Genomic DNA, 25,124 nt, shown 5'->3' with positions numbered 1-25,124 from the left:
CATGGCCAGGACCCACGTGCTCTTCGTCGAGGACGACGACGTGATCCGTGAGGCGACGACCCTCTCCCTGGAGCGGGACGGCTTCGAGGTGACCGCCGCGCGCGACGGCCTGGCCGGCCTGGAGGCGTTCCGCGGCCGGCGGCCCGACCTCGCCCTGCTCGACGTGATGCTGCCGGGGCTGGACGGGGTGAGCCTGTGCCGGCGGATCCGGGACGAGTCCACCGTGCCGGTGATCATGGTCTCCGCGCGGGCCGACGCCATCGACGTCGTCCTCGGTCTGGAGGCCGGCGCGGACGACTACGTCACCAAGCCGTTCGACGGGGCCGTGCTGGTGGCCCGCATCCGGGCGGTGCTGCGCCGCTTCCGGGCCAGCGAGCCCGAGGACGAGCCGGGCGGCGCGGTGCTCTCCTTCGGCGACATCGCCATCGACCCGGAGGGCCTGGAGGTCACCCGGGACGGCCGGCGGCTGGCGCTGACCCCCACGGAGATGCGGCTGCTGCTGGAGTTCGCCGCCGCGCCGGGCACGGTGCTCTCCCGCGACCGGCTGCTGGAACGGGTGTGGGACTACTCCTGGGGCGGCGACACCCGGGTCGTCGACGTGCACGTGCAACGGCTGCGGGCCAAGATCGGCCAGGACCGGCTGGAGACGGTGCGCGGTTTCGGCTACAAGCTGCGGGCCTGACGTGTCCCCCCGGCTGTCACCCCGACAGTCTCCCCGGCTCTCCGCCCGCCCCGCCGTCGAAGCGGCACCCGCGGCCGGGGAGCCCTCCCGCGCAGCCGTGCCCGGCCCCTCCGATCCGTCCGGCCCGCCCGGCCCGCCGCGTCCTGCCGGCGAGCCCCTGGCGGGACGCGGCCGGCGCCTGCTGGCCCGGCTGCGCGCCGCCCTGCGCCCGGGGCTGCGGTGGAAGATCAGCGCGGCCATCGCCGCCGTGTCCGCCCTGGTGGTGCTCGCGCTCAGCCTCCTCGTCCACAACGCGGCCCGGGCCAGCATGATCAACTCCACCCGGGACGTCCAGGACGAGCGGGTGCAGTCGGCGCTGCGGATCTACGAGGCGACCGGCCGGCTGGCCTTCTACGCCCGGCTGGACGACCCGGACCTGCCGGCCGCGCTCAAGCGGTACGCCGCCAAGGGCCAGCGCGCCACCTACGTCGTGGACGCGGACGACGGCGACCCGACCGTGTGGGCGGAGACCCCGGCCGGCGACGGAAAGGTGCTCTCGCTCAAGAGCTCCTTCAACGACCGCTACTCCGTTCTGGTGGATCTCGACGGTTCGCTGATCGTCGGCTCGACCCTCGTCGTAGGGGGCGGCACCGCGATGGGCGTGCTGATCGGCGGCCGGATGTCCCGGCGGCTGCGGAAGGCGGCCACCGCGGCCCGCAAGGTCGCCGACGGGGACCCGCACGTGCGGGTGCGCGAGGCGGTCGGCGGCCGCCGGGTGCGGGACGAGACCGACGAGCTGGCCCGCGCGGTGGACGCGATGGCCGACGCGCTCCAGCGGCGGCTGGAGGCCGAGCGCCGGGTCACCGCCGACATCGCGCACGAGCTGCGCACCCCCGTCACCGGCCTGGTGACGGCGGCCGAGCTGCTGCCGCCGGGGCGGCCGTCGGAGCTGGTGCGCGACCGGGTGCACGCGCTGCGCACGCTGGTGGAGGACGTGCTGGAGGTGGCCCGGCTGGACGGTGCCGCCGAGCACCCCGAGCTGGCGGAGGTGGAGCTGGGCGCGTTCGTCGGCCGCCGGGTGGCGGCGCTGGCCCCGGACGCGGTGGTGACGGTCGAGCGCGAGGCGCGGGTGCGCACCGATCCGCGCCGCCTGGAGCGCATCCTCGGCAACCTGCTGGCCAACGCCGTCCGCCACGGTCGGCCCCGGATCGAGGTGACGGTGAGCGGGCCGCTGCTGCGGGTGCGCGACCACGGCCCGGGCTTCCCACCCGAGCTGCTCGACGAGGGGCCGAGCCGGTTCCGCACCGGCAGCCCGCACCGCTCGGGCGGCGGGCACGGCCTCGGGCTGACCATCGCGGCCGGGCAGGCACGGGTCCTCGGCGCCCGCCTCACCTTCCGCAACCTGCCGGAGACGGCCGGCGGCGGCGCCGTCGCACAGCTCCATCTGCCCGGCTGACCTCAGGCACGGCACGGCCGACGCAGCGGCGCTCCTTACCTGACGCCCGGCTAATCTTGTCGGTGGACAGCGGCACGGATGGGACGATCCGGACGTCGCGCCACGGGCACGGAGCCGCCCGGGAACGCGGCCGCGGCCCGGTGAGCACGGCAGGAGAACGAGCGCCATGGCAACACCGCACCACGCCCGGCGCAGCGACACGCGCCGCCGTATCCAGGACGTGGCCCTGCGGCTCTTCGCCGAGCAGGGCTACGAGAAGACCTCCCTGCGGGAGATCGCCGAGCGGCTCGACGTCACCAAGGCCGCGCTGTACTACCACTTCAGGACCAAGGAGGACATCCTCGTCAGCCTCTGCGAGGACGTCACCGCCCCGGTGGACGCGCTGATCACCTGGGCGCGCGCGCAGCCGCACAGCCTGGAGACCAAGCAGGAGGTGCTGCGCCGCTACAGCGAGGCGCTGTGGGACTCCGAGGACTTCTTCCGCTTCGTGCACGAGAACCAGGCGACCGTCCGCGACCTCGCGGTCGGAGCCGCCTTCCGGAGCCGGGTGAAGGCCGTCAACGAGCTGCTGCGCGAGCCCGACGCGCCGGTGACGGCGCAGGTGCGGTCGGTCACCGCACTGATGGCGATGCACGCGGGGATGTTCGTGACGCAGAACGTCGAGGGCGATCCGGAGGAGAAGCGGAGCGCCGTCCTCGACGTGGCCCTGGACCTGGTCACACAGGCGCACCGGGAGACGGCCCTGACCGGCGGCCGGTCCGCCGGCGAGGCGGTACTGACCGCCGAGTGAGGCCGGGAGGCCGGGGGGCGAGCGCGAAAGGGCACGGCCCCCGGACCGTCGGCGGCGTGCGCCGTGGTCCGGGGGCCGTGCCCTCTGGTTCCCGGGGGAACCGTTCCCGCGGGGGTGCGGGGGTGGAGGCTGCGATCGCGCTCCTTACGCGTTCACGCCGTGGGCGCGCAGGAAGTGCAGCGGCTCGATCGCGGAGCCGTAGACGGCCGTGGTGCGCACCTCGAAGTGCAGGTGCGGGCCGGTCGAGTTGCCGGTGGAGCCGGACAGGCCGATCTTCTCGCCGGTGTTCACGTGCTCGCCGACGTACACGCCGATCTTCGACAGGTGGCCGTACTGCGTGTACAGGTGCGAGCCGTGCTTGATCACGATGTTGTTGCCGTACGCGCCGCCCCAGCCGGCGGTGACGACGGTGCCGGCGTGCGCGGCCCGGACGGTGGTGCCGGTGTTGACCACGAAGTCCTGGCCGGAGTGCTTGTTGATCCAGTGCTTGCCGGGCTTGTTGAAGCCCGCGCCGAGCGTGTAGCCGGTGGTCGGGGTGACCCAGGACGCCTTGTGGGCCTTGTGGGTCTTGTGGGCCGCGGCCTTGGCCTTCGCCTCAGCCTTGGCCTTCGCCTCGGCGGCCTTCTCGGCCTTCGCCTTGGCGTGGGCCCGGGCGGCGGCCTTCACCGCCGCGGCCTTCTGGCCGTCGGCCTGCTTGTGCACGGCGGCGGAGACGCCGGCCGAGGCGTCCTTGGCGAGGAAGCTCTCCGACGGGTGCGCCGTGCCCGCGGCGAACGCGGACGTCGCGCCCAGCGACACCGCTGCGACCAGGCCGCCGCCGACGACGGCGAGCCGCCCACGGGTGACGAGCTTGGGGGTGCGGTTCTTCATGGACGTGGACTTGCGCATGGAGAGACATCCTCACTGGGTGGGGAAAACGGCGGACCATGTCGGCCCGGCGCAAATCATTTCTAACCCGGCATTTCAGACATCCACAAGCCCCCCCATTACTAAGCGCATTCGTAGGCGGAATATCCCTTTTGTGCAGAATCTTCCCCTTCCCCTTGTCCGTGGGGCGCGCCTCCCCGGAGTCGCCCTATCGGGCTTCGTATGTGGCGTGGCTCACGTGGGACACGCCACCGCACTACGGTGGGAAAGCCGGGAGACCAGGCCGCGCGGCAAGCGCGCCGAAGGGTCGGCGAGAAGAGGGAACGCCCCATGCGCGTGCAGGATGAAAACACCCCGGACAGGCCCGGGGCCGCTTCCAGGGGACCAGCGGGGCCCGGAACCCCCGGTGACGCCGGGGGAAGGCCGCCCGGCACCGTGACACCGGCAGCCACCGCCATCCCGGCCCCGGCATCCCCCGCGGCCCCTCCGTACCCGCCCGCCGCCCCGGCCGGCACGCCGTCCGCGCCGCCCGAGGGGTCCGGCGCGCCCGGGGCGCCCGGGGTACCGGACGTGACCGGCCTGGAGCTGGCCGACGCGGTGGAGGCGGTCCGCTCGGCGCTGATGCTCGGCGCCGCCCGGGGCGCGGGCCGGAGCGTGCGGTTCCAGGTCGGCGAGATCCGCATGGACTTCACCGTGGAGCTCCAGCGCACCAGCACCGGCCACGCCGGCGTCAAGGCGTGGGTGGTGGAGGCGGGCGGCGACCGGGCCCGCAGCTCCACCAGCACCCACACCGTCTCGCTCAGCCTGCGCCCGGTCGACGCCGCCACCGACGACTTCCTCGTCATCAGCGCGCCCCCCGGCAACGCCGACAGCGTCACCTACGACTGAGCCCGCTCGGGCTGGCCACGTCACCGAAAAGGGGCCTGGCCCCGGACCCTGTGCGGGTCCGGGGCCAGGCCCCTTCGTGCTGCGTGCCGGCCGCTCCTCCTCGGAGAGGTTCGGCTACTCCTTGGAGAGGTTCGGCGCGCCGGGCGCCGCCTCGACCGGGGGAGCGTCGGCGACGGTGACCTTCTCCTCGCCGCGGAAGGTGAACTTCGCCGCCTCGCCCTCGCCCTCGACGTCCACGACGACGATGTGGCCCGGACGCAGCTCGCCGAAGAGGATCTTCTCCGACAGCGAGTCCTCGATCTCGCGCTGGATCGTCCGGCGCAGCGGCCGGGCGCCCAGCACCGGGTCGTACCCGCGCTTGGACAGCAGCACCTTCGCGTCGGTGCTGAGCTCGATGCCCATGTCCCTGTCGCGCAGCCGCTCGTCCACCCGGCTGATCATCAGGTCGACGATCTGCAGGATGTCGTCCTGGGTGAGCTGCGGGAAGACGATCACGTCGTCCACACGGTTCAGGAACTCCGGCCGGAAGTGCTGCTTCAGCTCGTCGCTGACCTTGGCCTTCATCCGGTCGTAGGTGGACTTCGTGTCGCCCTGGGCGGCGAAGCCCAGGTTGAAGCCCTTGGAGATGTCCCGGGTGCCGAGGTTGGTGGTCATGATGATCACCGTGTTCTTGAAGTCCACGACCCGGCCCTGGGAGTCGGTCAGGCGACCGTCCTCCAGGATCTGCAGCAGGCTGTTGAAGATGTCCGGGTGGGCCTTCTCGACCTCGTCGAAGAGCACGACCGAGAACGGCTTGCGGCGCACCTTCTCGGTGAGCTGGCCGCCCTCCTCGTACCCGACGTATCCGGGCGGGGAGCCGAAGAGCCGCGAGACGGTGTGCTTCTCGCTGAACTCCGACATGTCGAGGGAGATCAGCGCGTCCTCGTCGCCGAAGAGGAACTCCGCGAGCGCCTTGGACAGCTCGGTCTTACCGACGCCGGACGGGCCGGCGAAGATGAACGAGCCGCCGGGACGCTTCGGGTCCTTCAGGCCGGCACGGGTACGGCGGATCGCCTTGGACAGCGCCTGGACGGCGTCCTTCTGGCCGATGACGCGCCGGTGGAGCTCGTCCTCCATGCGCAGCAGCCGGGAGGACTCCTCCTCGGTGAGCTTGAAGACCGGGATGCCGGTGGCGGTCGCGAGGACCTCGGCGATCAGCTCGCCGTCGACCTCGGCGACGACGTCCATGTCGCCGGCCTTCCACTCCTTCTCCCGCTTGGCCTTCGCGGCGAGGAGCTGCTTCTCGTTGTCCCGCAGGGCGGCGGCCTTCTCGAAGTCCTGCGAGTCGATCGCGGACTCCTTCTCCCGGCGCACCTCGGCGATCTTCTCGTCGAACTCGCGCAGGTCCGGCGGCGCGGTCATCCGGCGGATGCGCATGCGCGAGCCCGCCTCGTCGATGAGGTCGATCGCCTTGTCCGGCAGGAACCGGTCGGAGATGTACCGGTCGGCGAGGGTGGCCGCCTGGACCAGCGCCTCGTCGGTGATGGAGACCCGGTGGTGCGCCTCGTAGCGGTCCCGCAGGCCCTTGAGGATCTCGATGGTGTGCGGCAGCGACGGCTCCGCGACCTGGATCGGCTGGAAGCGGCGTTCGAGAGCCGCGTCCTTCTCCAGGTACTTACGGTACTCGTCGAGCGTGGTCGCACCGATGGTCTGCAGCTCGCCGCGGGCCAGCATCGGCTTGAGGATCGAGGCCGCGTCGATCGCACCCTCGGCGGCGCCGGCGCCGACCAGGGTGTGCAGCTCGTCGATGAACAGGATGATGTCGCCGCGGGTGCGGATCTCCTTGAGCACCTTCTTCAGGCGCTCCTCGAAGTCACCGCGGTACCGGGAGCCGGCCACCAGGGCGCCGAGGTCGAGGGTGTAGAGCTGCTTGTCCTTCAGCGTCTCCGGGACCTCGCCCTTGACGATGGCCTGGGCCAGGCCCTCGACGACGGCGGTCTTGCCGACGCCGGGCTCGCCGATCAGCACCGGGTTGTTCTTGGTGCGGCGGGAGAGCACCTGCATGACCCGCTCGATTTCCTTCTCGCGCCCGATCACCGGGTCGAGTTTGGTCTCGCGGGCGGCCTGGGTGAGGTTGCGGCCGAACTGGTCCAGCACGAGCGAGGTCGAGGGGGTGCCCTCGGCCGGCCCGCCGGCCGTGGCCGACTCCTTACCGGTGGAGTAGCCGGAGAGCAGCTGGATGACCTGCTGCCGCACCCGGTTGAGATCGGCGCCCAGCTTCACCAGGACCTGGGCGGCGACGCCCTCGCCCTCGCGGATCAGGCCGAGCAGGATGTGCTCGGTGCCGATGTAGTTGTGCCCGAGCTGGAGGGCCTCGCGGAGCGACAGCTCCAGGACCTTCTTGGCACGGGGCGTGAAGGGGATGTGGCCGGACGGGGCCTGCTGCCCCTGCCCGATGATCTCCTCCACCTGCTGGCGGACCGCCTCAAGAGAAATCCCGAGGCTCTCCAGGGCCTTAGCGGCGACACCCTCACCCTCATGGATCAGGCCCAGGAGAATGTGCTCGGTGCCGATGTAGTTGTGGTTGAGCATCCGGGCTTCTTCCTGAGCCAGGACGACAACCCGCCGCGCGCGGTCGGTGAACCTCTCGAACATCGTTAATCGCTCCTCAGAGCGGTCGGGCAGTGAGGGGTCGGTCCCCTCCCTGTCCTTCCGCATGCTAGTCCCGCACAGCGGCGCCGCTCACGTACCACCCCCGCTCCCGCGAAGGAAAGCCGCGCTACCGGCTGACGTCACTCCCACAACCTCGATGGTGCGAGACGATGTTCCCGCAGGCCAGGCGAATACCCCGGTTACTCGTACGCCCGTGGCGAACGCCCCTCCCACCTGCTCGGACACCAGCCCTTCCCACTAGGTACTTCTTACCCTCGGTCGCCGGTAATCCACATCGTGCGGGCCTTCCGAATGCGCTGAGGGCGAACACCCGCCCGGGTCGCGGGGCGCGGCGGGCGGCGACCGGTGGCAGCACAGCGTGCGGAGGCGGCGCCGGAACGTACCCGAGTCGTGTTCGAAGGGCCCCCCGGACCGGCACCGGGCGTAACCACCCGGACGCTGGGGAGTTCTCACGGTATGGGCTGGTACGAGCACGAACTGGGATGGCCGCTGGCCGGAGCGCTGCCCCCCGCGTTGGCCACGGGAGTGCGGTTCGACGCGCTCGACGCCCCGGCGGAGGCCGGGTTCGCGATGCTCAGCCGCTTCCCGCAGCCGGGCAGGCTGGGGCCGGTGGCCCTGGACGGCCACCGTGTGCGGCTGCTCGTGGCCGCCGGCTCGGCCGAGGAGCTGCCGGGGCTCCTGGAGTGGCTGGACTGGGGAGGCATCCCGCTGGACCTCTCGGCCCTGGGTGCCGGGCAGAGCCTCAGGGCGCCCGCCCACCCCGAGTGGGGCCGCAGGGAGGCCGCGTACGACCGGTCTGCGCCGGTGTGGCTGCGGCCTCCTCGGCCCGGCTTCGACGTCGAGACGACCGTGCCCTCACTCCGGGTGGACCCCGGAGCAGAGGAGGCGGAGTCCCCCGTCGGCCTCGCCGCCCTGGTGGCAGCCCTGGCGACGGCCTGCCATCGGATCACCCTGCGGACTCGCTGCCCTGATCAGCCGTGGGCCTTCTCGTACGCCTCACGGATGGTGGCGGGGACGCGGCCGCGGTCGTTGACCTCGTAGCCCTTCTCCTTCGCCCACGCGCGGATCTTCGCGGTGTCCTGCCCGGAGGCGCCGCCACCGGACCGCGCGGCCTTGGTGCGCCCGCGCCCGGCGCGACCGCCGGTACGGCGACCACCGTCCGTGTACGGGTGCAGGAGCCCGCGCAGCTTGTCGGCGTTCTCCGTGGTGAGGTCGATCTCGTAGGTCACCCCGTCGAGAGCGAACGTCACCGTCTCGTCCGCCTCGCCACCGTCGAGGTCGTCCACAAGAAGGACCTGGACCTTCTGAGCCACCGGCTTCCCTTTCATCGAAAACGGATTACCGGTAAAAGCAAAGCGCCTTTTCGCGGAAAACTCAAACCCCTTGCACGAGGAGCCCCGCACGAGGTAGCGCGATCCGGACATACCGGAACACGATCAGAGTTGCAGCAGCATCCGACTGTTGCCCAAGGTGTTGGGTTTCACCCACTCCAGGTCCAGGAACTCCGCCACGCCCTCGTCATTGGAACGCAGCAGCTCGCCGAAGACATCGCCGTCCACCGGGGTCTCGCCGATCTCCACGAAGCCGTGCCGGGCGAAGAAGTCGACTTCGAAGGTGAGGCAGAAAATTCGCCGCACCCCCAGCCAGCGCGCGGTCTGCAGCAGCTTGGCGAGGACCTGGTGCCCCACACCCGCCCCGCGCAGCGCGGGGTCGACCGCGAGCGTCCTGACCTCGGCCAGGTCCTCCCACATGACGTGGAGAGCGCCGCAGGCCACCACCTCGGCGTCCTGGTCCCGCTCCGCCACCCAGAACTCCTGGATGTCCTCATAAAGGGTCACGGTCGCCTTGTCGAGGAGGATGCCGTCGCGGACATAGGAGTCCAGCAGCCGGCGCAGCGCCGGGACATCGCTCGTTCGGGCCCGGCGGATGGTCACGTCATTCGACATCAGGGGCATGTTCCCGCACGCTATCGTCCTTCGGTCTCGGGCGGACCGGAGGGGTCGACGCTCTGGATGATGCGCAATGCGTCCCGGACCGCCTCACGCTGTTCCGGGGACATCATGCCGAAGAAGTGCACCAGGGCCTCGGCCGGGTTGTCGCTCGCGGACCATGCTTCGTTCATCAGTGCGGCCGAGTATGCCGCCCTGGTCGATACCGCCTCATAGCGATAAGCCCGCCCTTCGGCGGACCTGCGCAGCCACCCCTTCTGGCGGAGGTTGTCCATTACGGTCATCACCGTCGTGTAGGCGATGGAGCGGTCCTGTTCGAGATCCTCAAGGACCTCACGAACAGTGACGGGCCGGTTCCACTCCCACACGCGCGTCATCACCGCGTCTTCGAGCTCTCCCAGTGGTCGTGGCACACCGCGATACTACGGGCGGATGATGGCGGATTGCCGGAATGCCACCGGTTCGGCCGTATGTGCTCCTTCGCGAGCGTGAATCCCGGGGCGGAGGCGAGCGGGACGGGCGGGGGCGGGCCCGCCGTCGGACGGGGGCCGGAGGCGGCCCCGCGGCGGGGCCAGGAGCGCGGCCCGCGGTCGGCGGGACCGGCGGTGGCCGGAGGGTGGGGCGCGGGCCCGCAGAAGGCGCTGCGCGGGCTTGCGAGGGCCTGACAGAGGGTCGGCAGAGGCCCGGCAGAGGGTCGTCGGCGGCCGGCAGAGGGGCGTCGGCAAGGGCGCCGGGGGCGGCTCGCGAGGGGCATCGGACGGGCCCCGGAACGGGGCGCGGCCAGCCGGGCTTGCTCAGGGACCGCGCAGGGGGTGCGCGGGTCCGACGTACGCCCTTCGGGCGCACGTTCGCGCGGCCGTACCGGGCCCGGCGGGCGCGCGGGACGCGCCGCGAGCGGCTGCGGCCGGGATGGTCGAGCCACAGGTGGCGGGGGCCGGGCCTCCGCCACCGTGGGGCGGAGGTCAGCCCTCCGACGTGTTGCGGGCGGCGGCCTCGGCCGCGGCGAACGCGGCGTCCACCGCGGCGTCCTCCTTGGCCTTGTTGGCGCCGCCCTGGTTCTTGACGATCGTGATGATCAGCCCGATGAAGAAGACCGCCATCACCAGGGGCGGCACGATCGCGGAGACGTAGTCCATGCCGCCAGGGTAGCCACCGCCCTCGCGGCTAGGCCGAGCGGGCCTGCCCCGGGGCGCCGCGCCGCCTGCTGGGCGGGAAGACCTCGGCGGGGGTGGGGGCGCGGCGCCCCGGTGCCGGGCGGGGGCGCCCGGGCGCGGCGCCGCGGGCGCCGGGGCGGGCCGGTCGCCCGGCTCGGCGGGCTTCGGCGCCGGCTCGGCGGCGGGCGCCGGGGCCGCGCGCCGGGCTTCGGGGCCGGCCGGTCGCCCGGCTTCGGCGCCGGCCTGGGGGCGGGCTTGGGCGCGGGGGCCGGGCCGGGTCGGGTTCGCCCGCGGCGCGGGGCACGACGGCCAGCACGGCCGCCGCCCGCCTGGGCGCGGCGGGTCCCGGTACCGACCGGGGCGGGAGGGTCAGCAGGCGGCGGTCGCTTCGCATGTGGGCCTCCAGACGCTGTCGTACGTCGTTCTCGGCGAGGGTCTCGCAGCGGCGCAGCAGGGCCAGCCGGCGGCGCCGCTCGGCCGGGCCGCACGGCACGGCCCGCAGCTGGCGCAGGGCCGCCAGGTCCTCGGCGCCGGGGGTGGCGCCGCCGTCCAGCGCGGCGGTCAGCCGGTCCAGGTAGCCGCCGGCCGCGCCGGGCAGCGCGGCGCGGTACCGGGCCAGCTCGGCCCGGTGGAAGGCGTGCAGCCGGGCAGCCTCGTCGACGGCCTCGGCGAGGGTGTCGGCCAGCCGCAGGCAGTCCCGGACGTATCCCGCGTCGCGCGGGGCGGGGGCGCCCGCGGCCGGGCTCAGCGTGTCCGCGAGCGCGCGTCGCAGCACGCGCACCTCGTCCGCGCTGAACGCCATTCCCCCTCGGCTTCCGTGTGGCGTGGGCATGAACGGACATTAATCGCTAACCGGACAAATTCGCATGACCCATGCTCCCCGGGCGTGGCCGCGAGCCCCGCCACGCCCCGGAACCTGCCGCGCCGCCCCGGTTCCGCGACCGGACCGCCCGGGCGCGTCTCCCGCACCCGACACCCCCAGGACCCCGGGCCCCGGCGCCCCGGAACGCGGCGCGGCCCGGCGGCGGGTCCCCCGAAGGACCCGCCGCCGGGCCACCACCACCGTCCGGCTCACCGCGAAGCCCCGCGAGGCGCCACGAAGCCCCGCGAAGCCCCGCGAGGCGCCGGGGCGCCACGAGGCCGCCCGCTGAGCCGCCGTCCCGCCCGCAGGGCGTTGCGCTCAGGACGTGTTGCGCTCGTAGACCAGCCGCAGCCCGATCAGCGTCAGCCACGGCTCGTGCGCGTCGATCAGCGACGCCTCGCCGAGCACCAGCGGCGCGAGGCCGCCGGTGGCGATGACGGTGACGTCGTCGGGGTCGTCGGCCAGCTCGCGGGCCATCCGCTCGGCGATGCCGTCGGCCTGCCCCGCGAACCCGTAGAGGATGCCGGACTGCATGGCCTCGATGGTGTTCTTGCCGATGACGCTGCGCGGCCGGGCCAGCTCGATCTTGCGCAGCTGGGCGCCGCGCATGCCCAGGGCGTCCACCGAGATCTCGATGCCGGGGGCGATGGCGCCGCCGACGTACTCGCCGCGCGCGGTGACCGCGTCGAACGTGGTGGCGGTGCCGAAGTCCACCACGATGCACGGGCCGCCGTAGAGGTGGACGGCGGCCAGCGAGTTGATGATCCGGTCCGAGCCGACCTCCTTGGGGTGGTCGACCAGGATCGGCACGCCCGTCTTGACGCCCGGCTCGACCAGCACGGAGGGCACGTCGCCGTAGTAGCGGCGGGTCACCTCGCGCAGCTCGTGCAGGACCGACGGCACCGTGGAGCAGATCGCGATGCCGTCGATTCCGTCGCCGAGGTCCCCCAGCAGCGGGTGCATGCCCATCAGCCCCTGGAGCAGCACGGCCAGCTCGTCCGCGGTGCGCCGGGGGTCGGTGGAGATCCGCCAGTGCTCGACGATCTCCTCGCCGTCGAAGAGCCCGAGGACGGTGTGGGTGTTGCCGACGTCGATGGTGAGCAGCATCCGCCCGCTACGCTCCCGCTCGCAGGTCCAGGCCGATGTCCAGGACCGCGGCGGAGTGGGTCAGCGAGCCCACCGAGAGGTAGTCCACGCCGGTCTCGGCGTAGGCGCGGGCGTTGGCCAGGGTGAGCCGCCCGGAGGACTCCAGCCGGGCCCGGCCGGCCACCAGGGCCACCGCCTCGGCGGTCTCGGCCGGGGTGAAGTTGTCCAGCAGGATCAGGTCGGCGCCGGCGTCCAGCACCTCGCGGAGCTGGTGGAGGGTGTCCACCTCGACCTCGATGTCCACGTCGGGGAACTCCTCGCGGACCCGGCCGAAGGCGGCCGCGACGCCGCCGGCGGCGACCACGTGGTTGTCCTTGACCAGCGCGGCGTCCGACAGCGACATCCGGTGGTTCAGGCCGCCGCCGCAGCGCACCGCGTACTTCTCCAGCGCCCGCAGGCCGGGCGTCGTCTTGCGGGTGTCGCGGACGCTCGCGCCGGTGCCCTCCAGGGCGTCGGCCCAGGCGCGGGTGGCGGTGGCGATGCCCGACAGGTGGCAGAGCAGGTTCAGCGCGCTGCGCTCGGCGGTGAGCAGGTCCCGGGTGCGGGCGGTGACCGTCAGCAGCTTCTGGCCGGCGGTGACCCGGTCGCCGTCCTCGACGTGCCGCTCGACCTCGAACGCGTCGGTGCACACCACCGACAGCACCGCCTCGGCGATCCGCAGCCCGGCCACCGTGCCGGCCTCGCGGGAGGTGAAGTCGCCGGCGGACATGGCGTCCTCGGCCACGGTGGCCACGGTGGTGACGTCCACGCCGTGGTCGAGGTCCTCCTCGATCGCCATGTGCGCCACCTCCTCGACCAGCACCGGGTCCAGCCCGGCCTTGGCCAGCAGCGACGCCAGGTCGGGGTCGAGGCCGCACTCCAGCGGGTCGAGGCCGTAGTCCTCGTAGTCGCCCTCCGCGGCGCAGCCGCATCCGCAGCCGTCACCGGCGGACCCGGCGGGCGGGCCGAAGGTGGGCAGCGGCAGCGCCACGGGCTGCGGGCGGTCCGGGCGGCCAGGAGTGGCGGAAGGGTCGGCGGCGGTCACGAAAGCTCCTTCGGTACGGCGAGAGCCCCATCATCCCCGATCCCGGCGGCGCCAGGGGCGTCCGCCGGCCGGGGTCCGGGGAGGGTCGGGGGGAGGGCGTGGCCCTCGGTGGCCCGCACGTCCAACGTGCCGTGCGGGGTGAGGCGGACGACCAGGTGGCGGCGCCAGTCGGCGTCGTCGCGGTCCGGCCGGTCCTCGCGCCAGTGGCAGCCGCGGGTCTCCTCGCGGCGCCGCGCGGCGGTCACCAGGACCCGGGCGACCAGGGCGAGGTTGGTGGCCTCCCAGGTCTCCACGCACGGCGGCGCGGTCTTCCCCTCGCGGTCGTACGCCTCGACGGCCGCGGTCCGCAGCCGCTCCAGGGCGCCCGCGGCGGCGGCCAGGCTCTCGGCGCTGCGCAGCACCCCGGCGCCGGCCGTCATGATCCGCTGCACGTCCGCGCGGGCCTCGGAGGCCAGCAGCGGGCCGCCGGGGCGGGCGGGAGGACGGGCGCCCCGGGAACGTCCCGCGCGGAGGCGAGCAGCGCGAGTACGTCGTCGGCGATCCGCTCGGCGAAGACCAGCCCCTCCAGCAGGGAGTTCGAGGCCAGCCGGTTGGCGCCGTGGACACCGGTGCAGGCGGTCTCGCCGCACGCGTAGAGGCCCGGCACGGTGGTGCGGCCCGACAGGTCGGTGCGCACCCCGCCGGAGGCGTAGTGGGCGGCCGGCGCCACCGGGATCGGCTCGGTGACCGGGTCGATGCCGTGGGCGCGGCAGGCGGCGAGGATGGTCGGGAAGCGCTCGGCCCACATCGCCGCGCCGAAGTGGCGGGCGTCGAGGTACATGTGGGCGGTGCCGGTCTCCAGCATCCGGCGGGTGATCGCCTTGGCGACGATGTCGCGCGGCGCCAGCTCGGCCAGCTCGTGCTGCCCGACCATGAAGCGCACGCCGTCGGCGTCCACCAGGTGGGCGCCCTCGCCGCGCACCGCCTCCGAGACCAGCGGCTGCTGGCCCTCCGCGTCCGGTCCCAGCCACAGCACGGTCGGGTGGAACTGCACGAACTCGATGTCGCTGACCTCGGCCCCGGCCCGCAGCGCCAGCGCCACGCCGTCGCCGGTGGACACCGGGGGGTTGGTGGTGGCCGAGAAGACCTGCCCCATGCCGCCGGTGGCCAGCACCACCGCGCGGGCCGTCACGGCGCCGACGCCGTCGCGCCGGCCGGCGCCCATCACGTGCAGGGTGACGCCGGCGGCGCGGCCCTCGGCGTCCGTGGCCAGGTCCAGCGCCAGGGCGTTCTCGACGAACTCGATCGAGCCGCCGCCCGGGGTGCCGTCGGCCGCCGCGCGGACCGCGGCGATCAGCGCGCGGGAGACCTCGGCGCCGGTCGCGTCGCCGCCGGCGTGCGCGATCCGGCTGCGGTGGTGGCCGCCCTCGCGGGTGAGCAGGATCTCGCCGGTGGCGGCGTCGGTGTCGAAGCGGGCGCCCGCCGCGATGAGCCGGCGCACGGCGCCGGGCCCCTCGGTGACCAGGGCGCGCACCGCGTCCTCGTCGCACAGCCCGGCGCCGGCCACGAGCGTGTCGTCCAGGTGCTCGGCGGGGGTGTCGCCCTCGCCGAGCGCGGCGGCTATGCCGCCCTGGGCCCAGCGGGTGGAGCCGTCGTCCAGGTGGGCCTTGGTCACCACGGTGACCTTCGCGCCGCCGGCGGCGCAGCGCAGCGCCACCGTCAGCCCGGCCACGCCGGAGCCGACGACGACCACGTCGGACGTGGTGGTCCAGCCGGGCGCGGGCGCGTTCAGACGTATCCGGGCGCCGCTCGGGTCGCCGGAGAGGTCAGCCGTCATTCGGGGGCTCCGAAGTCCAGGGGGATGTTGTCGATCAGGCGGATGGTGCCCACCTTCGCGGCCACGGCGAGCACCGCCGGGCCGGTGTGGTCGGGCCCGGCCTCGCTGAAGTCGGCCGGGTCGACGAGCGCCAGGTAGTCGGGCAGCACCGGCGGCCGTGCGCCGGCCGCCTCGGCGAGCACCTCGCGGGCGGCGGCCAGCACCGCGTCCGGGCCGGCGGCCAGCGCGTCCCGGCCGGCCGTCAGCGCCCGGGACAGGACCAGGGCGCTGGTGCGGGCGGCGTCGTCCAGGTAGCGGTTGCGGCTGGAGCGGGCCAGGCCGTCCGCCTCGCGGACGGTCGGCACCCCGACGATCTCCGCCGGGAAGTTCAGGTCCAGCACCATCCGGCGCACCAGCGCGAGCTGCTGCGCGTCCTTCTCGCCGAAGAACGCCGCGCCCGGCGGCTCGTGCGGGCCGCGGCGGGCGCCGAGGGTGAGGTGCAGCAGCTTGGCGACGACGGTCAGCATGCCGTCGAAGTGGCCGGGCCGGGAGGCGCCCTCGAAGCGCTCGCCCATCGGGCCGGCCGAGATCCGCACCTGCGGCTGCCCGCCGGGGTAGACCTCCTCGACGCCCGGGGCGAAGACGGTGTCGGCGCCGGCCGCGGCGGCCAGCTCGATGTCGGCGTCCAGGGTGCGCGGGTAGCGGTCCAGGTCCTCGCCGGCGCCGAACTGGAGCGGGTTGACGAAGACGGAGACGGTGACCCGGCCGGTGCCGGCGTGGGCGCGGGCGGCGCGGATCAGGGCGGCGTGGCCGTCGTGGAGCGCGCCCATGGTCATCACCACCGCGGCGGCGGGCGCCAGGTCGCGGGCGTGGCGGACGACTTCGGTCATCGGGTCCCCTCGTCGGCGAGGGCGCCCAGCAGCGCCTCCGCGTGTTCGGCCTTGAGCATTCCGTTGGCGAGCGCGCGGTCCGCGGTGGCGCGGGCCATGGCGACGTACGAGGCGGTGGTCTCGGGGGCGTGCGTGCGCAGCTCCGCGAGGTGGGCGGCGACGGTGCCGGCGTCGCCGCGGGCCACCGGGCCGGTCAGGGCGGCGTCCCCGGAGCGCAGCGCGTTGTCCAGCGCGGCGCCCAGCAGCGGGCCGAGCATCCGGCCGGGCTCGGCGACCCCGGAGGCGCGCAGCAGGTCGATCGACTGGGCGACCAGGGTGACCAGGTAGTTCGCGCCGATGGTCAGCGCCGCGTGGTAGAGCGGCCGGGCGGCCTCGTCGATCCACTCCGGTTCGCCGCCCATCTCGATCACCAGCGCCTCGGCGGCGGTGCGCAGTTCGGCCGGGGCGGTCACCCCGAAGCTGCATCCGGCCAGCCGCTGCACGTCCACGGGCGTGCCGGTGAACGTCATCACCGGGTGCAGCGCCAGCGGCAGCGCCCCGGCCCGCAGCGCCGGCTCCAGCACGGAGTACCCGAACCGGCCGGAGGCGTGCGCCAGCAGCTGCCCGGGGCGCACCGCGCCGGTGCCGGCCAGGCCGGCCACCAGGTCGGGCAGCGCGTCGTCGGGCACCGTCAGCAGCACCAGGTCGGCGCGGGCCAGCACCTCGGCCGGGTCCAGCAGCGGCACCCCCGGCAGCAGGGCCTCGGCCCGCCGCCGGGACGCCTCCGACACCCCGGAGACGGCCACCGGGTGATGCCCCGCCAGTCGGAGCGCCGCGGCCAGCGCGGGCCCGACCCGGCCGGCGCCCACCACCCCGACCGACAGCCTCGCCGGCTTCTCGTCCACGCCCACCACGCCCCTCGCTCGCCGGGCTCCCGCACACTTCTCGTCAATCCTACGTTAAGGCGGGCGGATGAGCCCGTACCCGGGGCCCGACGGCGCCGCCGCCTCGGACCCGGACCCGCGGGCCCCGCGCGCCGGTGAGACGATCGCGGCATGACGACGGACGAAGAGGCGCGGGCACGGCGCCGGGCCGCGGTGGCGGCGTGCGAGCGGGTGCTGTCGGGCAAGCCCGAGAGCACCCTGGCCGACTTCCTGGCGCGGGCCGGACGGGACCCGCAGGACGCCGGGGTGGACCTGTCCCAGCCCGTCGACACCTACGGCGACGGTGTCGTGGAGGAGCTGGAGCGCCGGGTCGCGGAGCTGCTGGGCATGCCGTCGGCGGTGTTCTTCCCCACCGGGACGATGGCCCAGCAGGTCGCGCTGCGGGTGTGGGCGGGCCGGACCGGCAGCGACGTGGTGGCGCTGCACCCGCTGGCGCACCCCGAGGTGCACGAGCGGGCCGCGCTGTCGGTGGTGAGCGGGCTGCGCACCGTCCACCCGACCCGGGCGCCCCGGCAGCCGACGGCGGACGAGGTACGGGAGCTGCCCGAGCCGTTCGGCACGCTGATGCTCGAACTGCCGCTGCGCGACGCCGGATACCTGCTGCCGACGTGGGAGCAGCTGTCGGACGTGGTGGCCGCCGCCCGCGAACGGGACGCGGTGGTGCACTTCGACGGGGCCCGGCTGTGGGAGTGCGTCCCGCACTTCGGCCGCCCGCTCCAGGAGATCGCGGGCCTGGCGGACAGCGTCTACGTCAGCTTCTACAAGTCGCTGGGCGGCATCTCGGGCGCCGCGCTGGCCGGCCCGGAGGACTTCACCGCCGAGGCGAAGGTCTGGCGGCACCGCTACGGCGGCCAGATCGCGCACCAGTTCCCGTCGGTGCTCTCGGCGATGGCCGGGCTGGCCCGGGAGCTGCCGCGGCTGCCGTCGTACGTCGAACACGCCAAGGCGGTGGCGGCCGCGCTGGCCGAGGGGCTGGCCGAGGGCGGCGTCGTCCAGGCCCGCGTCAACCCGGCCGAGCCGCACACCCACGAGTTCCAGCTGTGGCTGCCCTACCCGGCGGCGGCGCTGAACGAGGCCGCGCTGCGGCAGGCCGAGGAGACCGGGGTGAGCGTGTTCGGCCTGTCGCGGTTCACCGAGCCCGGCCCGCCCGGGATCTCGATGACCGAGGTCTCCGCGGGGGCCCGCGCCCTGGCGTGGTCGGCGGCGGACGTCCGCACGGCGGCGGCCGCCTTCGCCGCCTACGTGACGGGCTGAGGTCCGCGCGCCACCCTCTGACGGCGCGTCAGTCCCGCACCCGCAGCAGCAGCTTGCCGATGCTGGTGCGGGACTCCATCAGCCGGTGCGCGTCGGCCGCGTCGGCGAGCGCGAACTCCGCGCTGACCGGCAGCTCCAGGCCGCCCTCGGCCGCCGCGTCGAAGGAGCGGTGGACGATCTCGCGCAGCCGCGCCGGGTCGGCGGCGGCCAGGCCGAGGATGGAGAACCCGCCCACCGACAGCGCCTTCGGGTAGGTCTGCTCGGGCCCGACCTGCCAGGGTTCGGCGCCGCCGGCGTTGCCGAAGGAGACGAGCCGGCCGAAGCGGGCGAGCACCGCGAGCGTGCGGGTGAACGTCTCGCCGCCGACGGAGTCCAGCGCGATGTCGACGCCCCGGCCGCCGGTGGCCTCCAGCACGTCGGCGTCGAACGCGTCCTCGGCGAAGACCGCGTCGTAGCCGGACTTCAGGGCGTGCTCGGCCTTGTCGAGGCTGGAGACCACGCCGTAGACGGCCGAGGCGCCGCCGGCCCTGGCCAGCTGGCCGGCGACCGTGCCGACCCCGCCGGCCGCGCCCTGCACCAGCACCGTGTCGCCCTCCCGGATCCGGGCCGCCTCGTGCAGCAGGCCGTAGGCGGTGGGCAGCACGCTGGGCAGGGTGGCGCCGGTGCGCAGGTCCACCTCCGCGGGCAGCGCGAAGACGGTGGCGGCCGGGGCGACCACCACCTCGGCGTACCCGCCGCCGTCGAGGAACGCCGCGACCTCCTGGCCCACCACCAGGTCCGTGACCCCCGCGCCGACCGCGCGGACCCGGCCGGAGATCTCCAGGCCGGGCCGGAAGGGCAGTTCCCTCACCCGGTAGCCGTTGGCGCGGGCCAGGGTGTCGGCGAAGTTGACGCCGGCCCAGGCCACCTCGACGGCCACCTGTCCGGGGCCGGGCTCGGGCTCGGGCACCTCGGTGCTCCTCAGGACCTCCGGGCCGCCGTGCTCCGTGATGACGATCGCTCGCATTGCCGTACTCCCCCTGCTGTCCGGCCCCGGCCGGCCCGCCGCGCTGGACGGTACGACCCGGGCTGCCGCCGGACGCTCCCGCCGCCCGGCGGTGCCGTGCGGTGCGGTGTCCGGCCGCCGTGCTCTGTCTGCCGGTTCCTGCTCGCCTGCTGTTCCTGCTCGCTGTTCCCGCTTGCCTGCGGGTGCCTGCTGTTCCTGCTCGCCTGCTGTTCCTGCTCGCCTGCTGATGGTGACGCGTGCCGCACCGCGCCGGGGGTACCACCCGGCGTCCGCAGCCGTCCTGTTGCCGTTCCGCCGCCGTCCTGCCGCATTCCCGGGCGCGGCGCGCGGTGTCCCTCCAGCCGGCGGGCGGTTCGGGAACCCGGGCGGCACCGGCCCGCATCGTCCCACCCGGCTCCCCCGACAACCGCCGAGGGCAGGGGAGTTGTTCCCGCCAATCCGGTGGCGGGAACTACTCGCGGCCGCCGCCCGCCCGGACCAGGCCGGACTCGTAGGCCAGTACGACGGCCTGCACGCGGTCGCGCAGCCCGAGCTTGGTGAGGATGCGGCCCACGTGGGTCTTGACAGTCGCCTCGGAGAGCACCAGCCGCTCGGCTATCTCCCCGTTGGACAGCCCCTGGGCCACCAGCAGCAGCACCTCCCGCTCGCGCTCGGTCAGCCGTTCGAGGCCGGGGTGCCGCTCGGGCCGCGCGGCCGGGGGCAGCATCGGCGTGAAGCGGTCCAGCAGCCGCCGGGTGGTGCTGGGGGCGACGACCGCATCGCCGCTGTGCACGGCCCGGACCGCCGCCAGCAGCTCGTCCGGCGGGACGTCCTTGAGCAGGAAGCCGCCGGCGCCGGCCCGCAGCGCGGCGAACGCGTACTCGTCGAGGTCGAAGGTGGTCAGGATGAGCACCCGCGGGCCGCCCTCGGCGCCGCGCTCACCGCCGCAGATCCGCCGGGTGGCCTCCACGCCGTCCATCCGCGGCATCCGCACGTCCATCAGCACCACGTCGACCTCGGTGCGCCCCAGCACCTCCAGGGCCTCGGCGCCGTCGCCGGCCTCCGCGACGACGTCCATGTCCGGCTGGGCGGCCAGCACCATCCGGAAGCCGGTGCGCAGGAGCACCTGGTCGTCGACGAGCATGACGCGGATCGGCATCGGTCGGGTCCTTCCGGGGGGGTGTACGAGGTCTCTGAGGCGGCGGGGTGAACGTAGGCCGGGTCGGGGCGCGGCCGGTCAGCCGGGGGCGCGCAGCGGCAGTACCGCGCTCACCCGGAAGCCGCCGCCCGGCCGGGGGCCGGCCGCCAGGGTGCCGCCGACCATGCCGATCCGCTCGCGCATCCCGATCAGCCCCTGGCCCAGCCCGTCCTGGCCGCCCTGGGTGTACAGCTCGCGGACGGCGCCCTGGCCGTCGTCCTCGATCAGCAGGTCGAGCGCGGCGTCGCCGAAGCCGAGCAGGACGCTGGCGCTGGCCCCGTCGCCGCCGTGCTTGCGGACGTTGGTCAGCGCCTCCTGGACGACCCGGTAGGCGGTCAGCTCGACGCCGCTGGGCAGCGGGCGGGCCCGGCCGGCCACCTCGAAGCGGACCGGCAGGCCGGCACCGCGCACCTGGTCGATGAGGTCGCCGAGCTGGTCGACGCCGGGCTGCGGGACGTACTCCCCGCCGGCGTCGTCGCCGGCCCGCAGCAGGCCCAGCAGCCGGCGCATCTCCGCCAGGGCCTGGCGGCCGGTGGTGGAGATGGTGGCGAGTGCCTGCTTGGCCTGGTCGGGGGCGGCGTCCAGCACGTAGGCGGCGCCGTCGGCCTGGACGACCATCACCGAGACGTTGTGCGCCACCACGTCGTGCAGCTCGCGGGCTATCCGGGCCCGCTCGGCGGCCACCGCCGCCCTGGACTGCGCCTCCCGCTCCCGGTGCAGCCGGGCGGCCTTCTCCTCCAGCTGGGCGTAGTAGGCGCGGCGGGTGCGCAGCCGGTCGCCGATCACCCAGGACAGCGCGAAGATCACGGTGAGGAAGAAGGTCTGGAGCAGCCCGGCCCAGACCGTGCGGTCGGTCGTCTCCGGCGGCCAGCGCGTCACCGCCAGCGGCGCGGCGGCCAGCCCCGCGCCCAGCGCCAGCCGCGAGGACCAGCGCGCCCCGGTGGCGGCACAGGTGAAGATGATCGCCAGGAAGGCGGCGTCGGCGGGGTTGACGCCCACCCCGAACGCCACCTGGAGCAGCCCGACGGCGATGGCCAGCAGCAGCATCCGCTCCGGGGCGCGGCGGCGCAGCGCCACCACCGTGCCCAGGGCCAGGACGAGCGGCACCGCGGCGACCCGCTGCGGCGGGCCGAGCCGCGCCTGCGCCACGGTCCACACCGCCGAAACGCCCAGCAGGACGGCGGCCCAGAAGCCGTCGACCCACAGGGGGTGCCGTCGGAAGAACTCGTAGACGCGTTGCACGCCGTCCAGCGTAAGGAGGGCGCGGCGGCGGGCGGGTCAGCCGCCAGGGCGATCCTGGGGCCGGCCGCTACGCCGCAAGGTGGACCACCCGGCCCGCTCCCCCTCAGGGTCCGCCCGCGGCGCCCCGCAAAGGCGGCCGGGGGACCCGCGAGGGCGCCCTCCGGTGCGCTCAGCCGGCCCGGCGGTGGCTCTGCCGGGCGGTGGCGCGGGAGCGCTTCTCGACGTACATCCGCTGGTCCGCCGAGTGCAGCACCTCCTCGGCGGTCATCCCGCAGGCGGCCCAGCCGATGCCGAAGGAGGCGCCCACCCGCACCGCGCGGCCCTCGAAGCGGATGGGCGGGATGATCGCGTTGCGCAGCCGGACGGTGAGGTCGGCGGCGTCGGCCGGGGTCAGCCCGTCGGCCAGGACCACGAACTCGTCGCCGCCGAGCCGGGCCACGGTGTCCCCGTCCCGGACCGCGCCGGTGAGCCGCCGGGCCACCTCGATCAGCACCGCGTCGCCGGCGTGGTGGCCGTGCTGGTCGTTGATGGCCTTGAAGCCGTCCAGGTCGCAGAAGAGCACCGCCAGGCCCTTGCCGGCCTCCGGGCCGACCTCCTCGTCGCCCTCGTCGGGCGCCTCGGCGTGCACGTGGGTGTCGTGACCGCCCAGCGGCGTGGCCAGGTCCCCGGGCCCGTAGCCGTAGCCGTAGCTGAAGGCGAACTGGTCCGGCCCGGCCGGCCCGGCGGAGGCGGCGTCGCGGTCCTGCGGGCGGGAGCAGAGCCGGGCCGACAGCCGGGACCGCAGCTCGGCGCTGTTGGGCAGGCCGGTGAGGGAGTCGTGGCTGGCGCGGTGGGCGAGCTGGATCTCCCGGCTCTTGCGCTCCTCGATGTCCTCGACGTGGGTGAGCAGGAGGCGCGGGCCGTCGGCGGTGTCCGCGACCACGGAGTTGCGCAGGCTCACCCACAGGTAGCTGCCGTCCCGGCGGGCCAGCCGCAGCTCGGCCCGGCCGCCCTCGGCCGAGGTGCGCAGCAGCAGGCCGACGTCCTCGGGGTGCACCAGGTCGGAGAAGGAGTAGCGCCGCATCATGGTGGCCGACCGGCCCAGCAGCCGGCACAGGGCGTCGTTGGCCCGCAGCAGCCGGCCGTGCTGGTCGCCGCCCATCTCCGCGATGGCCATCCCGCTGGGCGCGTACTCGAACGCCTGCCGGAAGCTCTCCTCGCTGGCCCGCAGCGCCTGCTGCTCGCGCTCCAGCCGGACCAGCGCGCGCTGCATGTTGGCGCGCATCCGGGCGTTGCTGATGGCCACCCCGGCCTGGAAGGCGTACGTCTGGAGCGCCTCGCAGCCCCAGGGGCCCGGGTGCCGGCCGCTGGTGGGCCGGTCCACGGAGATGACGCCTATCAGGTCGCTGCCGAGGGTCTGGGAGGCGTGCATGGGGGCGTAGAGGCGGTCCCCGGGGTGCCACTCGTCGTCGAACCGGGGCAGCGGGCCCTCGGTGTGCCACTGCGGCACGTCGTCGTCGATGAGCACCCAGCCCTCGGTGTGGGGTATGAAGCGCAGCGAGCCCCACTGCTCCCCCATGCCCAGCCGGCGATCCCAGGAGATGCGGGAGCCGACCCGGCCGGCCAGCAGCGCCTCGCCGGCCGCGCTGCCGGCGAACGCGGCCACCACCAGGTCGCCGTCGGGCTGCACCAGGTTGACCGCCGCGAGTTCGTACCCCAGGCCGCGGACCACCCCGTCGGCCACGGCCTGGAGCGTGTCGGCGAGGCCGCGCGCGCTGTTGAGCTCGGCGACCACCGCGTGGAGCTGGCGGAGGGTGGCCAGACGGACGTAAGGCTCCGACTCGTGGTCCATGTCCTGCTGGCCCTCCCCACGCCTTCGTGTCGTCCCCGTCCGGCCGCGCCTCAGGGGCGGCCGGACCGGTCGGCCACCCCCTTGCGGAGGGGCCGTTCCGGCGGCGGCTGCCCCCGTTGCGGCGGCCGTAGCCACCGCGTTGCAATTCACAGTCTTCCAAGTACAACGCAACTGAATCACGGGGAGCTGTGCCATCGGTACACAGGGTCAACAATTCCTGGCCCTTGTGACTCAAGTCACATGAGATGTCCGGGGCTTGGCGACCCTGCGTAGATCGCAGGACCTAGTCCGGCCACCCCCGGTGATGAGACCAAGGACCGACCGGTTGACCGGTGCATCTGCCACCTATCTGGCCGTAACGTTGGGGAACGTGCTTCATACTCCGCCGGGACGGCATCCTGGGACCACCATGGGTCAGACCGTCAGCTCCGATGACTTCCGCGCCGCGATGGCCCGCCTCGCCGCGGGCGTCGTCCTCGTCACCGCGCACGACCCGGAGGACGGGCCGCGCGGCGAGGACGTCGGGATGACGGCGACCGCCTTCATGTCCGTCTCGCTGGACCCCCCGCTGGTGCTCGCGAGCGTGCGCACCGGCTCGCGCATGGACGACGTGCTGGAGCGGCAGCCGCGCTGGGCGGTGTCGGTGCTCAGCGAGAGCCAGCGGCACATCGCCGGACGGTTCGCGATGCGCGGCCGGATCAGCGACCGGCTGCTCTTCGAGGACGTCTCGTACTACCGCGGCGAGGCGTCGGGCGCGCCGGTGATCGGCGGGGCGCTGGCGATAGTCGAGTGCGAGACGGAGCAGCGCGTGGCGGCCGGGGACCACACCCTCGTCATCGGCCGCGTGATGACCGCCCGCACGCCCAGCGCCGAGGGCGGCCCGCTCAGCTACTTCCGCGGCCGCTACCGCTTCCTGGGCTGACCCTTCCTGGGCCGAGCCGCCCCGGCCGGCCGGGCGACAGGCCCGCGAGGCCGCAAGGCGCGAGGCCGGGGCCGGAGGGCCGAGGGACCTGGGGGCCGAGGGACCTGGGGGCCGAGGGACCTGGGGGCCGAGGGGTCAGTCCCAGCCGCCGGAACGGCCCCGCTTGCGCTCGGACGCCATCCGCTTCTCCCGCAGCCGCCGCTCGTTGAGCCCGCGCGGTATCCGGGTGGGCCGGCGCTGCTTGGGCGGCGGCGCGGTGGCCTCGGCCAGCAGCGCGGCGAGCCGGGCCGCGGCCGTCTCGCGGTTGCGCCACTGCGAGCGGTGCTCGGACGCGCGCACCGCGAGGACGCCGCCGCTGAGCCGTCCGGCCAGCCGCTCCAGCGCCCGCTCCTTCCACACCGGCGGCAGCGCCGAGGTGGCCGCGAGGTCGAACCGCAGCTCCACCTGGCTGTCGCTGGTGTTGACGTGCTGGCCGCCCGGCCCGGACGAGCGCGAGAAACGCCACTGCAGCTCGGCCTCGGGGATCGAGACGGAGCCGCGTACGAGGAGAGGACCGGACATGTGTCCATGGTCCCCCGCCGCGGCACCGCACGTCATCACGATTTCCACCCGTTACGGAACCGTACGGGACCCTC

23 protein-coding genes and 1 pseudogene are annotated in these 25,124 nt (G+C 74.5%); 7 read left to right on the top strand and 17 right to left on the bottom strand.

Translation table 11 applies throughout. The features are described 5' to 3' along the window. The first annotated feature begins 1 nt into the window (after position 1). The 3 genes from cseB to BS72_RS18830 all read left to right on the top strand — a co-directional run bounded on the left by cseB (position 2) and on the right by BS72_RS18830 (position 2,907). On the top strand, positions 2-682 hold the full coding sequence (cseB, locus tag BS72_RS18840) for a two-component system response regulator CseB (protein WP_037912062.1): 681 nt from the start codon (positions 2-4) through the stop codon (positions 680-682). A 157-nt stretch (positions 683-839) separates the two neighbouring features. Continuing rightward, on the top strand, positions 840-2,117 hold the full coding sequence (locus BS72_RS18835) for a sensor histidine kinase (RefSeq protein ID WP_232792637.1): 1,278 nt from the start codon (positions 840-842) through the stop codon (positions 2,115-2,117). A gap of 166 nt (positions 2,118-2,283) precedes the next feature. Then, a complete protein-coding gene (locus BS72_RS18830) occupies positions 2,284-2,907 on the top strand; it encodes a TetR/AcrR family transcriptional regulator (protein WP_051951244.1) in 624 nt (207 codons plus the stop codon). Between the two features lie 144 nt (positions 2,908-3,051). Here the strand turns inward: BS72_RS18830 and BS72_RS18825 are convergent, their stop codons facing one another. Next, positions 3,052-3,795, bottom strand: coding sequence for a M23 family metallopeptidase (locus BS72_RS18825; protein WP_063836100.1), 744 nt, complete (start codon positions 3,793-3,795; stop codon positions 3,052-3,054). A gap of 549 nt (positions 3,796-4,344) precedes the next feature. On the opposite strand from BS72_RS18825, the gene BS72_RS32510 reads away from it, so the two are divergent. After that, entirely contained in the window at positions 4,345-4,662 is a 318-nt protein-coding gene (locus BS72_RS32510; RefSeq protein ID WP_078901463.1) for a trypco2 family protein, read from the top strand. Positions 4,663-4,776: 114 nt separating this feature from the next. On the opposite strand, the gene BS72_RS18815 is transcribed toward BS72_RS32510, so the two are convergent. Next, positions 4,777-7,296: an ATP-dependent Clp protease ATP-binding subunit gene (locus tag BS72_RS18815; protein ID WP_037912060.1), complete on the bottom strand. Its 2,520-nt coding sequence runs from the start codon at positions 7,294-7,296 to the stop codon at positions 4,777-4,779. Positions 7,297-7,770: 474 nt separating this feature from the next. On the opposite strand from BS72_RS18815, the gene BS72_RS18810 reads away from it, so the two are divergent. After that, positions 7,771-8,355, top strand: coding sequence for an SCO3374 family protein (locus tag BS72_RS18810; protein ID WP_051951242.1), 585 nt, complete (start codon positions 7,771-7,773; stop codon positions 8,353-8,355). On the opposite strand, the gene BS72_RS18805 is transcribed toward BS72_RS18810, so the two are convergent. The 10 genes and pseudogenes from BS72_RS18805 to BS72_RS18760 form a co-directional block, all read right to left on the bottom strand. After that, complete coding sequence (locus BS72_RS18805; protein ID WP_037912057.1) at positions 8,286-8,627, bottom strand: histone-like nucleoid-structuring protein Lsr2; 342 nt, start codon at positions 8,625-8,627, stop codon at positions 8,286-8,288. The genes BS72_RS18810 and BS72_RS18805 overlap by 70 nt on opposite strands. Before the next feature lie 123 nt (positions 8,628-8,750). Next, the gene (locus BS72_RS18800) at positions 8,751-9,269 is read right to left on the bottom strand and encodes an amino-acid N-acetyltransferase (protein ID WP_037912056.1); all 519 of its coding nucleotides are present in this window, start codon (positions 9,267-9,269) and stop codon (positions 8,751-8,753) included. 11 nt (positions 9,270-9,280) lie between these two features. Further along, on the bottom strand, positions 9,281-9,676 hold the full coding sequence (locus tag BS72_RS18795; protein WP_078901462.1) for a BlaI/MecI/CopY family transcriptional regulator: 396 nt from the start codon (positions 9,674-9,676) through the stop codon (positions 9,281-9,283). A gap of 549 nt (positions 9,677-10,225) precedes the next feature. Continuing rightward, positions 10,226-10,399, bottom strand: coding sequence for a hypothetical protein (locus tag BS72_RS37355; RefSeq protein ID WP_037912054.1), 174 nt, complete (start codon positions 10,397-10,399; stop codon positions 10,226-10,228). Positions 10,400-10,427: 28 nt separating this feature from the next. Continuing rightward, complete coding sequence (locus tag BS72_RS18785; protein WP_037912053.1) at positions 10,428-11,219, bottom strand: hypothetical protein; 792 nt, start codon at positions 11,217-11,219, stop codon at positions 10,428-10,430. 378 nt (positions 11,220-11,597) lie between these two features. Next, a complete protein-coding gene (locus BS72_RS18780; protein WP_037912052.1) occupies positions 11,598-12,386 on the bottom strand; it encodes a type III pantothenate kinase in 789 nt (262 codons plus the stop codon). A gap of 7 nt (positions 12,387-12,393) precedes the next feature. Next, positions 12,394-13,395, bottom strand: a complete 1,002-nt coding sequence (nadC, locus tag BS72_RS18775; RefSeq protein ID WP_037916593.1) for a carboxylating nicotinate-nucleotide diphosphorylase — start codon at positions 13,393-13,395, stop codon at positions 12,394-12,396. A gap of 50 nt (positions 13,396-13,445) precedes the next feature. Next, positions 13,446-15,265: pseudogene (locus BS72_RS18770) on the bottom strand (L-aspartate oxidase). Beyond that, positions 15,262-16,134, bottom strand: coding sequence for a pantoate--beta-alanine ligase (panC, locus tag BS72_RS18765; protein WP_037912051.1), 873 nt, complete (start codon positions 16,132-16,134; stop codon positions 15,262-15,264). Before panC ends, BS72_RS18770 begins: the two are co-directional and overlap by 4 nt. Continuing rightward, positions 16,131-17,018, bottom strand: a complete 888-nt coding sequence (locus tag BS72_RS18760; protein ID WP_232792462.1) for a Rossmann-like and DUF2520 domain-containing protein — start codon at positions 17,016-17,018, stop codon at positions 16,131-16,133. The genes panC and BS72_RS18760 overlap by 4 nt, the downstream gene beginning before the upstream one ends. Before the next feature lie 150 nt (positions 17,019-17,168). Here BS72_RS18760 and BS72_RS18755 point away from each other — a divergent pair, with 150 nt between their 5' ends. Then, complete coding sequence (locus BS72_RS18755; protein WP_037912049.1) at positions 17,169-18,311, top strand: threonine aldolase family protein; 1,143 nt, start codon at positions 17,169-17,171, stop codon at positions 18,309-18,311. Between the two features lie 28 nt (positions 18,312-18,339). On the opposite strand, the gene BS72_RS18750 is transcribed toward BS72_RS18755, so the two are convergent. From BS72_RS18750 to cdgB, 4 genes are all read right to left on the bottom strand, one after another. Beyond that, entirely contained in the window at positions 18,340-19,317 is a 978-nt protein-coding gene (locus BS72_RS18750) for a quinone oxidoreductase family protein (protein ID WP_037912048.1), read from the bottom strand. Between the two features lie 451 nt (positions 19,318-19,768). Then, positions 19,769-20,455 carry a response regulator gene (locus BS72_RS18745; protein ID WP_037912047.1) on the bottom strand — a complete coding sequence of 229 codons (687 nt, stop codon included), beginning with the start codon at positions 20,453-20,455 and terminating at the stop codon, positions 19,769-19,771. Positions 20,456-20,533: 78 nt separating this feature from the next. Further along, positions 20,534-21,736, bottom strand: a complete 1,203-nt coding sequence (locus BS72_RS18740) for a sensor histidine kinase (protein ID WP_051951241.1) — start codon at positions 21,734-21,736, stop codon at positions 20,534-20,536. A gap of 169 nt (positions 21,737-21,905) precedes the next feature. Then, on the bottom strand, positions 21,906-23,567 hold the full coding sequence (cdgB, locus tag BS72_RS18735) for a diguanylate cyclase CdgB (RefSeq protein WP_037912045.1): 1,662 nt from the start codon (positions 23,565-23,567) through the stop codon (positions 21,906-21,908). 409 nt (positions 23,568-23,976) lie between these two features. Between cdgB and BS72_RS18730 the strand changes: the two genes are divergently transcribed. Next, positions 23,977-24,489, top strand: a complete 513-nt coding sequence (locus BS72_RS18730; RefSeq protein WP_037912044.1) for a flavin reductase family protein — start codon at positions 23,977-23,979, stop codon at positions 24,487-24,489. A gap of 135 nt (positions 24,490-24,624) precedes the next feature. Here the strand turns inward: BS72_RS18730 and arfB are convergent, their stop codons facing one another. After that, positions 24,625-25,050 carry an alternative ribosome rescue aminoacyl-tRNA hydrolase ArfB gene (arfB, locus tag BS72_RS18725; protein ID WP_037912042.1) on the bottom strand — a complete coding sequence of 142 codons (426 nt, stop codon included), beginning with the start codon at positions 25,048-25,050 and terminating at the stop codon, positions 24,625-24,627. Positions 25,051-25,124: the final 74 nt, after the last annotated feature.

Origin of the sequence: Actinacidiphila yeochonensis CN732, assembly GCF_000745345.1 — a bacterium.
GTDB classification, from domain to species: Bacteria; Actinomycetota; Actinomycetes; order Streptomycetales; family Streptomycetaceae; genus Actinacidiphila; species Actinacidiphila yeochonensis.
The sequence above is the reverse complement of the archived record's forward strand: the minus strand, read 5'-3'. Positions and strand labels throughout refer to the sequence as shown.

Excerpts from the sequence above, each read along its gene's own strand:
- cseB (WP_037912062.1), top strand. The coding sequence starts at position 2 with ATGGCCAGGACCCACGTGCTCTTCGTCGAGGACGACGACGTGATCCGT.
- BS72_RS18830 (WP_051951244.1), top strand. The coding sequence starts at position 2,284 with ATGGCAACACCGCACCACGCCCGGCGCAGCGACACGCGCCGCCGTATC.
- BS72_RS18825 (WP_063836100.1), bottom strand. The coding sequence starts at position 3,795 with ATGCGCAAGTCCACGTCCATGAAGAACCGCACCCCCAAGCTCGTCACC.
- BS72_RS18815 (WP_037912060.1), bottom strand. The coding sequence starts at position 7,296 with ATGTTCGAGAGGTTCACCGACCGCGCGCGGCGGGTTGTCGTCCTGGCT.
- BS72_RS18810 (WP_051951242.1), top strand. The coding sequence starts at position 7,771 with ATGGGCTGGTACGAGCACGAACTGGGATGGCCGCTGGCCGGAGCGCTG.
- BS72_RS18800 (WP_037912056.1), bottom strand. The coding sequence starts at position 9,269 with ATGCCCCTGATGTCGAATGACGTGACCATCCGCCGGGCCCGAACGAGC.
- BS72_RS37355 (WP_037912054.1), bottom strand. The coding sequence starts at position 10,399 with ATGGACTACGTCTCCGCGATCGTGCCGCCCCTGGTGATGGCGGTCTTC.
- BS72_RS18785 (WP_037912053.1), bottom strand. The coding sequence starts at position 11,219 with ATGGCGTTCAGCGCGGACGAGGTGCGCGTGCTGCGACGCGCGCTCGCG.
- BS72_RS18780 (WP_037912052.1), bottom strand. The coding sequence starts at position 12,386 with ATGCTGCTCACCATCGACGTCGGCAACACCCACACCGTCCTCGGGCTC.
- panC (WP_037912051.1), bottom strand. The coding sequence starts at position 16,134 with ATGACCGAAGTCGTCCGCCACGCCCGCGACCTGGCGCCCGCCGCCGCG.
- BS72_RS18755 (WP_037912049.1), top strand. The coding sequence starts at position 17,169 with ATGACGACGGACGAAGAGGCGCGGGCACGGCGCCGGGCCGCGGTGGCG.
- BS72_RS18750 (WP_037912048.1), bottom strand. The coding sequence starts at position 19,317 with ATGCGAGCGATCGTCATCACGGAGCACGGCGGCCCGGAGGTCCTGAGG.
- BS72_RS18745 (WP_037912047.1), bottom strand. The coding sequence starts at position 20,455 with ATGCCGATCCGCGTCATGCTCGTCGACGACCAGGTGCTCCTGCGCACC.
- cdgB (WP_037912045.1), bottom strand. The coding sequence starts at position 23,567 with ATGGACCACGAGTCGGAGCCTTACGTCCGTCTGGCCACCCTCCGCCAG.
- BS72_RS18730 (WP_037912044.1), top strand. The coding sequence starts at position 23,977 with ATGGGTCAGACCGTCAGCTCCGATGACTTCCGCGCCGCGATGGCCCGC.
- arfB (WP_037912042.1), bottom strand. The coding sequence starts at position 25,050 with ATGTCCGGTCCTCTCCTCGTACGCGGCTCCGTCTCGATCCCCGAGGCC.